This window comes from Parasphingorhabdus marina DSM 22363, assembly GCF_900128895.1.
GTDB lineage: Bacteria > Pseudomonadota > Alphaproteobacteria > Sphingomonadales > Sphingomonadaceae > Parasphingorhabdus > Parasphingorhabdus marina.
On the sequence record NZ_FSQW01000002.1, the window covers coordinates 591,455 to 604,588 of the forward strand.

15 protein-coding genes are annotated in these 13,134 nt (G+C 56.6%); 9 read left to right on the top strand and 6 right to left on the bottom strand.

Annotated elements, in window-relative coordinates; genetic code table 11:
• Positions 1 to 4: 4 nt before the first annotated feature.
• Positions 5 to 1,078, bottom strand: coding sequence for a two-component system sensor histidine kinase NtrB (locus tag BUQ90_RS12560; protein WP_074205524.1), 1,074 nt, complete (start codon positions 1,076 to 1,078; stop codon positions 5 to 7).
• Positions 1,078 to 2,073: a tRNA dihydrouridine synthase DusB gene (gene dusB, locus BUQ90_RS12565; RefSeq protein WP_074205525.1), complete on the bottom strand. Its 996-nt coding sequence runs from the start codon at positions 2,071 to 2,073 to the stop codon at positions 1,078 to 1,080. The genes BUQ90_RS12560 and dusB overlap by 1 nt, the downstream gene beginning before the upstream one ends.
• Positions 2,074 to 2,152: 79 nt before the next feature.
• Here dusB and BUQ90_RS12570 point away from each other — a divergent pair, with 79 nt between their 5' ends.
• Positions 2,153 to 3,322: a bifunctional 2-C-methyl-D-erythritol 4-phosphate cytidylyltransferase/2-C-methyl-D-erythritol 2,4-cyclodiphosphate synthase gene (locus tag BUQ90_RS12570; RefSeq protein ID WP_074205526.1), complete on the top strand. Its 1,170-nt coding sequence runs from the start codon at positions 2,153 to 2,155 to the stop codon at positions 3,320 to 3,322.
• A 98-nt stretch (positions 3,323 to 3,420) separates the two neighbouring features.
• The gene (locus BUQ90_RS12575) at positions 3,421 to 3,936 is read left to right on the top strand and encodes a CinA family protein (protein WP_074205527.1); all 516 of its coding nucleotides are present in this window, start codon (positions 3,421 to 3,423) and stop codon (positions 3,934 to 3,936) included.
• Here BUQ90_RS12575 and BUQ90_RS12580 read toward each other — a convergent pair.
• Positions 3,885 to 4,370, bottom strand: a complete 486-nt coding sequence (locus BUQ90_RS12580) for a type II toxin-antitoxin system RatA family toxin (protein ID WP_074205528.1) — start codon at positions 4,368 to 4,370, stop codon at positions 3,885 to 3,887. The genes BUQ90_RS12575 and BUQ90_RS12580 overlap by 52 nt on opposite strands.
• On the bottom strand, positions 4,357 to 5,328 hold the full coding sequence (lipA, locus tag BUQ90_RS12585) for a lipoyl synthase (RefSeq protein ID WP_074206405.1): 972 nt from the start codon (positions 5,326 to 5,328) through the stop codon (positions 4,357 to 4,359). The genes BUQ90_RS12580 and lipA overlap by 14 nt, the downstream gene beginning before the upstream one ends.
• A 76-nt stretch (positions 5,329 to 5,404) precedes the next feature.
• On the opposite strand from lipA, the gene BUQ90_RS12590 reads away from it, so the two are divergent.
• The 6 genes from BUQ90_RS12590 to putP all read left to right on the top strand — a co-directional run bounded on the left by BUQ90_RS12590 (position 5,405) and on the right by putP (position 10,301).
• Positions 5,405 to 6,385: a sodium-dependent bicarbonate transport family permease gene (locus BUQ90_RS12590; RefSeq protein WP_074205529.1), complete on the top strand. Its 981-nt coding sequence runs from the start codon at positions 5,405 to 5,407 to the stop codon at positions 6,383 to 6,385.
• Positions 6,386 to 6,388: 3 nt separating this feature from the next.
• A complete protein-coding gene (locus tag BUQ90_RS12595) occupies positions 6,389 to 6,700 on the top strand; it encodes a P-II family nitrogen regulator (protein WP_074205530.1) in 312 nt (103 codons plus the stop codon).
• The gene (locus BUQ90_RS12600) at positions 6,700 to 7,326 is read left to right on the top strand and encodes a carbonic anhydrase (protein ID WP_074205531.1); all 627 of its coding nucleotides are present in this window, start codon (positions 6,700 to 6,702) and stop codon (positions 7,324 to 7,326) included. The genes BUQ90_RS12595 and BUQ90_RS12600 overlap by 1 nt, the downstream gene beginning before the upstream one ends.
• Positions 7,327 to 7,358: 32 nt before the next feature.
• Positions 7,359 to 7,949 (top strand): pyridoxamine 5'-phosphate oxidase family protein, encoded by a 591-nt coding sequence (locus BUQ90_RS12605; protein ID WP_239447427.1) that lies wholly within the window; start codon positions 7,359 to 7,361, stop codon positions 7,947 to 7,949.
• 76 nt (positions 7,950 to 8,025) lie between these two features.
• Positions 8,026 to 8,769 carry an NYN domain-containing protein gene (locus BUQ90_RS12610; protein ID WP_074205533.1) on the top strand — a complete coding sequence of 248 codons (744 nt, stop codon included), beginning with the start codon at positions 8,026 to 8,028 and terminating at the stop codon, positions 8,767 to 8,769.
• Positions 8,770 to 8,828: 59 nt separating this feature from the next.
• Positions 8,829 to 10,301: a sodium/proline symporter PutP gene (putP, locus tag BUQ90_RS12615; RefSeq protein WP_074205534.1), complete on the top strand. Its 1,473-nt coding sequence runs from the start codon at positions 8,829 to 8,831 to the stop codon at positions 10,299 to 10,301.
• Between the two features lie 100 nt (positions 10,302 to 10,401).
• On the opposite strand, the gene BUQ90_RS12620 is transcribed toward putP, so the two are convergent.
• Positions 10,402 to 10,797: a metallopeptidase family protein gene (locus tag BUQ90_RS12620; RefSeq protein WP_074205535.1), complete on the bottom strand. Its 396-nt coding sequence runs from the start codon at positions 10,795 to 10,797 to the stop codon at positions 10,402 to 10,404.
• A 207-nt stretch (positions 10,798 to 11,004) separates the two neighbouring features.
• Here BUQ90_RS12620 and BUQ90_RS12625 point away from each other — a divergent pair, with 207 nt between their 5' ends.
• On the top strand, positions 11,005 to 11,400 hold the full coding sequence (locus BUQ90_RS12625) for a hypothetical protein (RefSeq protein WP_143182853.1): 396 nt from the start codon (positions 11,005 to 11,007) through the stop codon (positions 11,398 to 11,400).
• A 6-nt stretch (positions 11,401 to 11,406) separates the two neighbouring features.
• Here the strand turns inward: BUQ90_RS12625 and ettA are convergent, their stop codons facing one another.
• Positions 11,407 to 13,086 (bottom strand): energy-dependent translational throttle protein EttA, encoded by a 1,680-nt coding sequence (gene ettA / locus BUQ90_RS12630; RefSeq protein WP_074205537.1) that lies wholly within the window; start codon positions 13,084 to 13,086, stop codon positions 11,407 to 11,409.
• Positions 13,087 to 13,134: the final 48 nt, after the last annotated feature.

The window sequence follows — 13,134 nt, forward strand, 5'->3', positions numbered from 1 at the left end:
GACATCAATCCTGTGTTGCGATCGGCAAAAACAGCACGAACTGGGTCAGGCCAGCATCAGCCAATCGCTCATATCTGATCCGTCCATTCATATCGCCAATCAGCTTCCGGACCAAAGCCAGCCCCAGTCCCTGTCCATCTGCCTTTGTGGACACAAAGGGCGAAAAAATGTCCTGTTCCAGCTCCGCGGGAACACCGGGGCCATTGTCCCGGACCATGATCTCGATCGGCAACCGCACCGGCTGCTTGGTCCCTTGTGCGGAAAAGGATGCCCCAAAACTGTATCGCGTGATTACCCGCACCATTGGTTCGTCCAGATTGTTCGTGGCATCCACCGCATTGGAGAGGAGATTCGTGAGGATCTGGAGCATGGCATCTGGGTCCACCAGCACATCTGGCAGCGACGGGTCGAACTCATCAGTAATCCGGATTTGCCTCCGGCTGCCAGTTTCGACCGATTGCCTGGCGCGATCGATCAGTGAATGAACATTGATCGCCTCGACCTTTGCCGGCTGGGTTGCGGTGAGCCCCTGCACCCTGTCCATCAAAGTGGCGATCCGTTCCACTTCCAGCTTGATCATCGCCGTCAGATTCTTCTGCTCCTCGCTGATGGAACGGTCCAGCAACTGAGCAGCCCCCTTGATCGCCGCGAGCGGATTTTTGATCTCATGCCCGAGAATGTCCGGAGCGCGAATGGAAAATTCGTTCGACCCCCCGGATTCGTCAACATTTTCCGGTCCGTCGCTCGGCAGCGGCGACAGGGAGATGATACGCCAGACCGGGTTATTGGGCAGGGTCTGGATCGAAAAATCCACAAACCCCGATTTCGTTCCGCGAACCGAAACCGCCATTCGTCGAGCGGCAAGATTCGCATCCGCATCTTCGAGCGCACTGGCGAGACGCCCGTCGCCAAACTGAATCTGCTGTTGAACAGGCTGACCGACAAGATTTTTGGCGCTGGTGCCCAGGAATTGCTCGGCCGCCGGATTGACCTTGGTGATCAGGTGGTCGGGATCAACAAGTATCAAGGCGTCCGGCAACCCGGAGAAAATCTGCTCGGTCGCAGGAAGTTCGTGCATCAGGCAGCTGCTTTGTCGAGCCAGGGCGCATAAAATTGCTGCAACATCGACAAAACCTTGTCAGCATCGGCTTCCTTGTTCGCTGCATTGCGGAACTCCGCCGAGCCAGGCATGCCTTTGGTATACCAGCCGATATGCTTTCGGGCGATTTTCACGCCAATATCTTCGCCATAATGCGTCAGCATGTCGCGATAATGTTCATCCAGCACCGCATATTGCGCGTCCAGTGCCGGATCAGCGAGAATTTCCCGATGCTCGAACCAGTGCATGACCTGGCCAAGCAGCCATGGCTTGCCATATGCCCCGCGGCCAATCATCAGTCCGTCGGCACCGCTTTCTTCCAGCGCCTGTTCGCAGTCCGCAATGGTGCAAATGTCTCCGTTCACGATAACCGGAACTGACACGGCATCCTTGACCTGACGCACGAACGTCCAGTCAGCACTGCCCTTGTACATCTGGCACCGCGTTCTGCCGTGCACGGTAATCATCTGGGCGCCCAGATCCTCCGCGATGCGCGCGAGCTCCGGTGCATTGAGGCTGCTGTGGTCCCAGCCCATCCGCATCTTCACCGTGACCGGCACATTTACGGCCTCAACAGTTGCCTTGATCAGCGATGCGGCGAGCGGAAGGTCGCGCATCAGGGCGGAACCTGCATCTCCGTTGACGACCTTTTTGACGGGGCAACCCATGTTGATGTCAATGATCTGGGCACCGCGATCCTCGTTGAGTTTGGCCGCTTCCGCCATAGCATCGGGACAGCATCCGGCCAGTTGCATCGAAACCGGCTCTTCAATCGGATCCCATGCACATTTCTGCAGTGACTGGCGAGTCTCCCGGATCATCGCCTGGCTGGCAATCATTTCGGTGACGTTCAGTCCGGAGCCGAAACGGCGCACCAGTTTGCGGAACGGCAAGTCGGTGACGCCAGTCATCGGAGCCAGCAAAACCGGACTTTCTATGCGGATATTTCCTATCGAGATCGGGGTCAGATTCATGTGATGTGCCTAAAATTTAAGCAGCCTTTACTTCCAAAGCGGCTGGCAGGCAAGTTATCCTTGGGCTAGACGGACCGAAATGACTGATTCATCGCCACGCACAGCCCGGATTGACGCCATGATTGTTGCCGCCGGAAAAGGCGAACGTGCCAGTCAGGACATTCCGAAGCAATATGTTCCCGTCGCTGGCAAACCGATGCTGCGCCACAGCGCGCAAAGCCTGGCCGACCATCCCATGATCGACCGGATCTGGATTGTTATTGGAGATGGACAGGCAGAGACGGCTAAAAAAGCCATGTCCGGGATCGAAAATTACCGACTGGTTACTGGCGGCGATACCCGTCAACAGAGCGTATCAAACGGCCTTGCGGCCATCACCGCAGGCGGCGGAACCGATCATATACTCGTTCATGATGCGGCCCGCCCCTTTCTGGCGGCATCTGTCATTGACAGGCTGCTGGACGCACTGGACGCCAAACCAGCAGCCATACCGGTATTGCCGACCGTCGACACCACCATCCGGATTGAGAACGGGCTTGCCGCAGAAACCCTTGATCGCAGTGGTCTCTGGCGGGTCCAGACACCCCAGGCATTCCATTTCGACAAGCTGGTTGAGGTGCATCAACAAACCGAAAAGAGCGCTGATGCTTCTGACGATGCCCAGTTGATCCGGGCCTGCGGATATGATGTAGCAATTGTGGAAGGTGATGACCAATTGCGAAAATTCACCACCCGCCAGGATTTTGCAGATGCAGCACTTACAACCATGATCGAAATACGCACCGGCTCCGGCTTTGATGTGCACCGTCTTGCCGCAGGAGAAGACCTGTGGCTGGGCGGGCTGCGGATCGAACATGACAAGGGACTGGCCGGACATAGCGATGCCGATGTGTTGCTGCATGCGCTTACGGATGCCTTGCTCGGTGCGATTGCCGCCGGGGACATTGGCGATCATTTTCCTCCTTCGGACGAAAAATGGCGCGGTGTTGCTTCAGATGTATTTGTTGGTCATGCGGTTTCGCTCATCCGCCAGAAAGGTGCCACCGTCCATAATGTCGACATGACATTGATATGCGAAGAGCCGAAAATCAAACCGCATCGTGAAGCCATGCGGTCCAATATCGCGGCGATGCTGGATATCGAGATCGATCGCGTGAGCCTGAAGGCCACCACGACGGAGCGACTCGGATTCACTGGCCGGGGCGAAGGCATCGCCGCTCAGGCAACAGTAACTGTAGGATTGAAATGAAATTCACCCCCGCTCATGCAGCTCGGCAGCAGTTCACGCGAAAAAGATCCGCTCAACATTTGCAAAACACCGCAACAATGAGCTAACGGCCCCAGCCTATGAACAATCTCCTTCCACAGGAAATGGTCGATCTTGCGCAAAAGGTCGTGGATGAAAATCGCAAAGTGAAGCGTCGGGTTGCTGTCGCCGAAAGTTGCACCGGTGGTCTTGTCGCGGCGGCGCTGACCGAGATCGCTGGAAGCAGCGACGTGTTTGAGTGCGGGTTCAACACCTATTCGAACGAAGCAAAGCAATCGATGCTGGATGTCAGTGACGACCTGCTGGAGACATTTGGCGCGGTTTCCATCGCGGTGGCCTGGGGCATGGCGCAAGGTGCACTTGAACGATCAGGCTGCGATGTCGCAGTCGCGATTACCGGGGTGGCCGGCCCGGGCGGTGGTACCGAGAAAAAGCCGGTTGGCACGGTGGTTTTTGCCAAGGCGGAGAAAGGCAAAAGCCTTGAGGATGTCGTAGCAGATCGCCGGAACTTCGGCGAAGATCAGACCCGTGCAGACATTCGGCTTCAGGCAGTGCTCGTTGCGCTTGAACTGTTGCTTCCCGACAAATCGGAATAGTTACTGCCGTAAATCGCTTCTGCCCGGGTGACAAAAGCACTGGTCATCTTGTGCAGGGCCTTTGAAAACATTTGCCCGGCCATTTTCTCGAACATGCGGTTCTTGAATGAGAACTCGACATAGAAATCGACGTAACTGCCGCCTTCGGCACGCGGCCGAAAATGCCATTCATTGTGGAGCATCTTGAGCGGTCCATCGAGATAGTCCACCGTGATGGACTTTCCCGGCACCTTCAACACCCGAGAGGTGAATTGTTCACGCAAACCCTTGAAACCCACCAGGACATCGGCCGTCATTTCCGTTTCCGTATCCGCGCGGATGCGCGTGCCAACGACCCAGGGAAGAAATTCCTGGTACCGACCGACATCCGCCACCAGCGCATACATTTGCGCGGCGCTGTGCGACAGTTCCCGCGTCTCTCTATGTGCCGGCATGCTTTGCTTCTCTGGCGAGCTTCTCGTCTCGCGCCGCCCGCATTTTCGCGAAATCCTCGCCGGCATGGTAGCTTGATCGGGTCAGCGGACTGGATGCGACAAGCAGAAAGCCCTTGGCCCGGGCAATGGAAGCATAGGCATCAAAGGCCTGCGGCTTCACAAATTCGCTTACTTTGACATGTTTTGGGGTGGGCTGGAGATACTGGCCCATGGTCAGAAAGTCGATATCCGCCGAACGCATGTCATCCATGACCTGATGCACTTCCAGTCGCTCTTCACTTAAACCAAGCATGATCCCGGATTTGGTAAAGATCGACGGATCGAGGCGTTTCACCTGTTCCAGCAGACGGATCGAAGCATAATAGCGGGCGCCTGGACGAATGGTGGGGTAAAGACGCGGCACCGTTTCAAGATTGTGATTATACACATCCGGACGCGCCGCCACGATCGCCTCAATTGCGGCATCTGCCTTGTTGCGGAAATCGGGGGTCAGGATCTCAATGGTCGTATCGGGCGTTGTGCGGCGCAGCGCTTCGATAACCTTCACAAACTGGCTGGCGCCGCCGTCCGGCAGATCGTCACGGTCGACCGATGTAATAACAATATGTTCCAGGCCCAGTTTCGCTGCTGCATCGGCTGTATGCTGCGGCTCCAGCGGGTCCACTTTCATCGGCATGCCGGTCTTCACATTGCAGAACGCGCAGGCCCGGGTGCAGACGTCGCCCAGGATCATCACCGTGGCATGCTTCTTGGTCCAGCATTCGCCGATATTGGGACAGGCCGCTTCTTCACAGACTGTGTTGAGCTTGTGCTCGCGCATCAGTTTGCGAGTTTCCTCGAAGCCCTTGCCCATCGGCGCCTTGACGCGAATCCAGTCTGGTTTGCGCTGACGGACAGGTTTGCCCGAAGGCGATGGGATCTTGGTAATTTCGTTCATTTCTATCAGATAGCGATGCATTCGGCGCTTGCCAACCGCGATGACGCTGCGTAACCCGCCTCCCAGATGAAAATAATCGGGGGATGCGCTTTCAGCCATGATAATCGAGACACTGACTTCCCCGGTAATCCTGTTCTTCATTCTCGGCTTTTTTGCCGCCATGATCCGGTCCGATCTCAGCATTCCGGAACCCTTTGCCAAAGCCATGTCGATTTACCTCATGGCGGCCATCGGTTTGAAAGGCGGTGTCGAGGTTGCTTCCACCGGGTTTACCTCCGAACTGGCATCAGCAGCCATTGCCGGGGTGACACTGGGTTTCACGATACCAATTCTCGCGTTTTTCCTGCTGAGATCGATCGGCAAGCTGGGCGCCATCGATTCCGGAGCCGTCGCAGCCCATTATGGCTCGGTCAGCGTGGTCACTTTCGTCACCGCTGTGGAACTGCTCACCAATCAGGGCATGCAGCCGGACGGGTTCATGGTCGGTGTCATGGCGCTGATGGAAACGCCTGCCATCATTACCGGTTTGCTGCTTGCGCGGGCCTATGCCAAACGACCCGGAGTGGCGGAAGATGCCCATGCTGCCAAGGAAAGTGGGTCCGGCCTGCTCCACGAAGTGCTTACCAACGGGTCCGTCATTCTGCTGATGGGTGCCTTTGCCATTGGGATGGTCGCTGGCGAAGCGGGTTTCGAACCCATCAAACCGCTGTTTGCCATCGGATTTAACGGTGTCCTTTGCCTGTTTCTGCTGGACATGGGCCTGTTGGCGGCACGGCGGCTCATGCAATCGAAGAAAATTACGTTCCACCTCGCCACTCTCGCCATATTCATGCCGATCCTCAACGGGACCATCGGTGTAGCAGTCGGCACGTTGATTGGTCTGGAGCCGGGCTCTGCGGCTGTTCTCGGCGTCCTGTGCGCCAGTGCCTCTTATATCGCCGTCCCTGCCGCGATGCGGCTGGCCATGCCGCAGGCCGATCCCGGTATTTACTTATCGATGTCTCTTGGTATCACCTTCCCGTTCAATATTATTTTTGGCATTTCGCTGTTCGCGGCTATTGCCAACTTTCTGGGGTAGACCATGGTCACAACCGTACAGCGCAAGCGCATTGAAATACTGGTCGACACGCCGCTTGTTCCGCGGGTCATACGCTTGATAAAGGATGTCGACATCTCCGGCTGGAGCGTCATAAAAATCGCGTCCGGCGGCGGACGGGACGGACGCTGGGATCATGACGAAGTGACAGGTGCGGCGGCCAAATCCATCGTTCTGATGATCGCCAACCAGGAAAAGGCGGATCTGCTGGCAGACAAGGTCGCCCCGCTGCTCGAAAGTCACGGGCTGCTGATCACCATCGGCAATGTCGAGGTGGTCAGGGGAGAACGGTTCTGATGCCGGAATTTGCCGCACTGCTCGACGGGTACAAGCGCTTCAGGGAATATAGCTATCCGCGTCAGAAAGCCCGGTATGATGAGCTTTCCAAAGAGGGCCAGCACCCGCCGGTCATGGTCATATCCTGCTGCGACAGCCGGGTGGATCCGGCGACAATTTTCGACACCGGTCCGGGCCAGATGTTTGCCCTGCGCAACGTCGCCAATCTGGTGCCGCCCTATGAGGAAGGCGGCGGACAACACGGGGCCTCGGCCGCGATTGAATTCGGTGTCACCGGTCTTCATGTCAAACATATCGTCGTGCTCGGCCATGGCCAGTGTGGGGGCATCGGTGCCGCTCTGAAAGGGGAAGATCTGGGCGTTCCCGGACCCAGCTTTATCGATCACTGGATGGAGATCATTCACGATGCCCGTGATCAGGTCATTGCAGACGCGCCGGAAGATCCGCAACGCATGCTGGAATGGGAGGCCATCAAGGTCAGCCTCGCCAATTTGCGGACATTTCCGTTCATTGCGGAAGAGGAAGCTGCGGGTAATCTGAAACTGCACGGGGCCTGGTACGCGATTGGCGAAGCGCAACTGTTCGAACTGGATGAAGCTTCCGGCGAATTTTCACTGGTCGAATGACGGATACAAAAGAAGACATTTTTCTGAATGACTTGGATCTTTCTCTTGAGAAAGCCTGGGAGCTTCTGTCGGAAGCCGTCAGCGACCGCCGGTCTCCCCTGCACATGCCCGCAATCGGTACAGTCACAGAAGAGGGGCTCCCCAGTCAGCGGATCATGGTCCTGCGATCAGCAGACCCGGAAAAACGCCAATTGCGGTTCAATACGGATGCGCGGGTATCCAAGGTTCGTGATATCGGCAATGGTGCACCCGTTTCGGTACTGGGTTACCATCCGGAGGCGAAAATTCAGCTCAGACTGACCGGAACCGGTCATATTCACCGAGACGGTCCGCGAGCAGATGCCGCCTGGGATCAGGCCTCTCTCTACGGTCAACGCTGTTATCTCGCCGAACCTGCGCCGGGCAGCGCGGTTGAGGAGGCCACTTCCGGACTTCCTGCGGATATCGAAGGCCGGAAGCCTACGGAAGAACAGGTCGAGCCAGCCCGGGCAAATTTCGCCATCCTTCTTGTAGATGTAGTGCGGATTGAATGGCTCTATCTGGCTCATACCGGGCACCGGCGGGCCGCGAGCACCTGGGATTCAAGAACCGGAGACTGGCAGCACGAGTGGCTGGTCCCCTGAGCCATAAACGCCGCTATTTGTGGCAGCATCACTATTTCCGCTTGAACCTGCCCTGCCCCCGGTCCATCAGATCCCCATGAACAATAATGACAATATCGCCCTGCTGATTGATGCAGACAATGCCAGTCACAACGGCATTGATCCGGTGCTGACAGCCCTCGCCGAGCTGGGCACCGTGAATATCCGCCGGGCCTACGGCAACTGGCGCAAACAGGCCCTCAAGGGCTGGGTCGACAGACTCCACAAATATGGCATCGAACCCCAGCAGCAATTTGATATCACTCGCGGCAAGAACGCGACGGACATGAAGATGACCGTGGATGCGATGGACCTGCTCTATGGTGGGCGGGTCAGCGGATTCGGGATCATGTCCAGCGACAGCGACTTCATGCCGCTGGCCATGCGCCTCCGCCAGGACGGGTTTCCGGTTTACGGATTTGGCAGTGCCAAGACCCCGGATGCCTTCAAACAGGCCTGCAGCCGCTTCATCGATGTCGATGCATTGATCAAGGCCGACAAACGCGAGCGCAGCGGCGGCAAAAGCGGCGCAAAGACCGCATCCAGGCCAGAAGCCGTGGACGGCAATGGCAAAATGGACGACGAACTTCTCAAGCTGCTCGTTGACGCCTATCAGGCCAGCAAGCGCGATGCCGAGGGTTATGCGAGCCTCAGCGAGGTGGGGAAAATTGCCGGCAACCGGTCGAGTTTTGACGTTCGGAATTATGGCTTTTCCCGGCTCTCTGACATGTTCGAAGAGGTTCCGAACTTTCAAACCAAACGGGATGAGAACCAGCAGCTATTTGTGAAACGGTTGCGTTAAGGCTTGGCCACTTGCCGTTCACTGCGTGACATCGCCTCACAGGTCGCTATGACCAGCGGATGGAAACCGGCACACTTGTATCGCTCGCACTCTATTTCATACTGATGATCGTCATCGGGCTTTATGCCTGGCGCAAATCTACGGATAGCAGCGAAGGCTATCTGCTTGGCGGACGCAATCTGCATCCGGCGGTCGCGGCCCTGTCCGCCGGTGCGAGCGACATGTCGGGCTGGTTGCTGCTCGGCTTGCCAGGCGCCCTTTATGCGGCGGGGCTGGTGGAAGCGTGGATCGGGATCGGTCTGTTTGTCGGCGCGCTGATCAACTGGATCATCGTCGCACCACGCCTGAGGCAACAAACGGAAGAACTGGGTAACGCCCTCACCATCCCGCAATTTCTGGCCAATCGCTTTCCGGAAAAGGCGCTGGCGCTGCGGGTGACCAGTGCGGTCATCATCGTCATCTTCTTTGCCGTCTACACGGCAGCCGGTCTGGTCGGCGGCGGCAAGCTGTTCGAAACAAGTTTTGCCGGCCTGTTCGGTGATATTGACCTGTCCGACTATATGCTCGGCATCTGGCTGACCGCCGGAGTGGTGCTGGCTTATACCATGGTCGGCGGCTTTCTGGCCGTCAGCCTGACCGACTTTGTACAGGGATGTATCATGGTGGTGGCGCTCATTCTGATGCCACTGGTCGTTGTGATTGGTGATGGCGGGACCGGAACCGTGTCCGCCACCTTGACCGAGATCGATCCCGACTATCTGAGCCTGACCGCCGGATTGAGCTTTGTCGGTTTTCTCTCCGCGGTTGCCTGGGGTCTCGGTTACTTCGGACAGCCCCATATCATTGTCCGTTTCATGGCCGTCCGGTCCGTGGAATCCGTTCGGACCGCGCGCAATATCGGGATGAGCTGGATGGCTGTCGCGCTGATCGGCGCCATCGGCGTCGGCATTGCCGGTCGGGCTCATGTCATCCAGAACGGACTGGTGCTGGACGATCCGGAAACCATTTTCATCCTGCTCGCCAATACCTTGTTCCACCCCCTGATCACCGGCTTTCTGCTGGCCGCACTGCTCGCCGCGATCATGAGTACGATCAGCTCGCAATTGCTGGTCAGTTCCAGTTCGCTGACCGAAGATTTCTATCGCCTGTTCCTGCGCAAGCAGGCCAGCGAGCGGGAGACCGTGAACATCGGCCGGGCCTGCGTGGCGCTGGTCGCGCTGGCCGCGATCGCGATAGCCAGCGACCCGGACAGCCAGGTATTGGGGCTGGTCAGCAATGCCTGGGCGGGATTTGGCGCCGCTTTCGGCCCGCTGATCCTGCTGTCGCTGACCTGGAAGCGCATGACTGGTGCCGGAGCTGTCGCGGGGCTCGTGACGGGTGCAGGCGTGGTGATCGCCTGGATAGCACTGGGCTGGAATGCCGAATTCCTGGGCGGTCCGGGTGTGTATGAGATTATTCCCGGATTTGTGGCGGCCGGACTGGCAATCTGGCTGGTCAGCAAGGCGACGGCAAAAGAAGCAGCTACCGCCTGAAACATGCCGTCATGCCAGCGCAGGCTGGCATCTCAAGCGTTCGACAGAGGGTCGCTATCACCACCGGAGACCCCAGCCTGCGCTGGGGCGACAAATGGCATCAATCCTCCACACTTTCCTCAATCGCATGCATGTCCGCATCGCTGAGACCAAAATGATGCCCGACCTCGTGGATCACCACATGCCGGATCAGCTTTTCCAGTTCGACTCCGGTCTGTGCCATCTCTGCGAGTAACGGCCGACGGTAGAGAAAGATCCGGTCGCCTTCCACGCCCGGCGCACCAAATTGCGACTTCTCGCCAACCGGAATGCCCTGATAAAGCCCGGTCAGCTGATGCGGATCGGTCATGCCGAAATGGTCCAGTATCTCCCGCGATGGCCAGTCCTCCACCCGCAGAATGATATCCGTAAGATGCTGGGCAAAAGGCGACGGAATGGTTTCAAACACGCGCCGGGCGATGGTTTCGAAGTCGGTTATGGTGGGTTGGTTTGACACCTAAAAGAGATAGGTATTGGGGCCAAAAGTAAAAGGAGCCTATCCCGATTTCCGTCATGCTGAACTTGATTCAGCATCCAGAGCGTCAGTAGGCACAATTCGCGAAAAAGCGCTCTGGATTCCGGATCAAGTCCGGAATGACATTCATATTTCAAAATTCTATAGAGCAATGACAAATCATAATTCCGAGAGCTGTGAGTAAGACAATTGAAAACTCCCAAAGGATTCAGAAAGATCGGCGATTCCAGACCGGAATTCGGAAAAAGAGGTGCAATATTGCTTTTGCGTTCAGGTCAACATGCAGTTTGGCTTCCGCAGGAAGATGATGATTGGAACGACCAAACGCGATGGTTCCAAACAGGCGATGAGGACGATATTATCGCCTATAAACCGCTTCAACTTCCTGCTGACGAATTAGTCTATGAAATAGAGGCCTACTTGACCGCTTTGGATGAACAGAAAGAGGACCCGATTGCAAGTCACGCGATTTCAAAAGCGATAATGCGACAGCGAAAGGAAGCCCTTCTAAGCAGCATTAAGCTGTACAAAGACAACTGGCCTCATCTTCCAGATTTGGATGATGCCGAACGCCTCAACGGCTAAAATTCTCTATCGCGTCAACTTCTTGTACGTCGCCCGACTAGGCTTTAGCGCATCTTCGCCCAGACGCCGTACCTTGTCCTCTTCATAGCTCTCGAAATTCCCCTCGAACCATTCGACATGGCTGTCGCCTTCAAAGGCCAGAATATGCGTTGCCAGGCGGTCGAGGAAGAAGCGGTCATGGCTGATGACTACGGCACAGCCGGCGAAGCTTTCGAGCGCTTCTTCGAGCGCGGACAGGGTTTCGACATCGAGATCGTTGGTCGGTTCGTCGAGCAGCAGGACATTGCCGCCCTCTTTCAGCATCCGCGCCATATGGACGCGGTTGCGTTCACCACCGGAGATCTGGCCAACCTTTTTCTGCTGATCGGTGCCCTTGAAATTGAAGGCGCCAACATAGGCCCGGGTCGACATTTCATGCTTGCCGAGCGTCATGTAATCATGACCGTCGGAAATCGCCTCCCAGACATTTTTGGTTGGATCGAGATCGTCGCGGCTCTGGTCGACATAGCCGAGCTTGACCGTCTCACCGATTTCGACTTTGCCGCTATCCGGTTCTTCCTGCCCGATCAGCATCTTGAACAGAGTCGATTTACCGGCGCCGTTGGGGCCAATAACGCCAACAATGCCTCCGGGTGGCAACGAGAAACTGAGATCGTCGATCAGCAGCTTGTCACCATAGCCTTTGGAAAGATTTGCGACTTCAATCACCTTGCCGCCAAGACGTTCGGGCGTTTGAATGAGAATCTGCGCCTTGCCGGGGTCCCGGTTTTCCTGCGCCTCGACCAGCTGGTCAAAGCTCTTGATCCGCGCCTTGGACTTGGTCTGACGACCTTTTGGATTTTGCCGCATCCAGGAAAGTTCGTCCTTGATCGCTTTCTGCTTGCCCTTGTCTTCCCGGGCTTCCTGTTCAAGCCGCTTGGCTTTCTTTTCCAGGTAGAGCGAATAATTGCCTTCATAGACATAATATTTGCCTCGATCGAGCTCGAGCATCCAGTTCACGACATTGTCGAGGAAATAACGGTCATGGGTCACCATGATGACATTGCCGGGATATTCGCGCAGATGATTTTCCAGCCAGGCCACGCTTTCCGCGTCGAGATGGTTGGTAGGCTCATCGAGCAGGAGAATGCTGGGTTTTTCAAGCAACAGGCGGCAAAGGGCCACGCGGCGCTTTTCACCACCCGACAGGTTGTCCACAGAACTGTCCCCAGGCGGGCAGCGCAGGGCTTCCATCGCAATTTCCAGCTGATTGTCGAGCGTCCAGCCATCAACCGAATCGATCTTTTCCTGCAGCACGCCCATTTCTTCCATCAGCGCGTCGAAATCGGCGTCTTCCGGCGGATCACCCATCAGCTCGGTAATCTCGTTGAAGCGGCGGATATGGTCGGCAATTTCGCCGACACCGTCCATCACGTTCTCCTTGACCGTTTTGGATGCATCAAGTTCCGGCTCCTGTTCGAGATAGCCCACGGTAATCCCCTCGCCCGGCCAGGCTTCACCGGTAAATTCGGTATCCTTGCCGGCCATGATCTTCATCAGCGTCGATTTGCCGACGCCATTGGGACCGACAATGCCAATCTTGGCATCCGGATAGAATTGCAGGTTGATATTCTCGAGAACCGGCTTTTGCTTGTTCGCATAGGTCTTGGTCAGACCCTTCATCACAAAACTGTACTGGGCGGCCATGTCTTTCACTTTCAATATTTCTCGTCATTCCGGCAAATCCGGATTCCC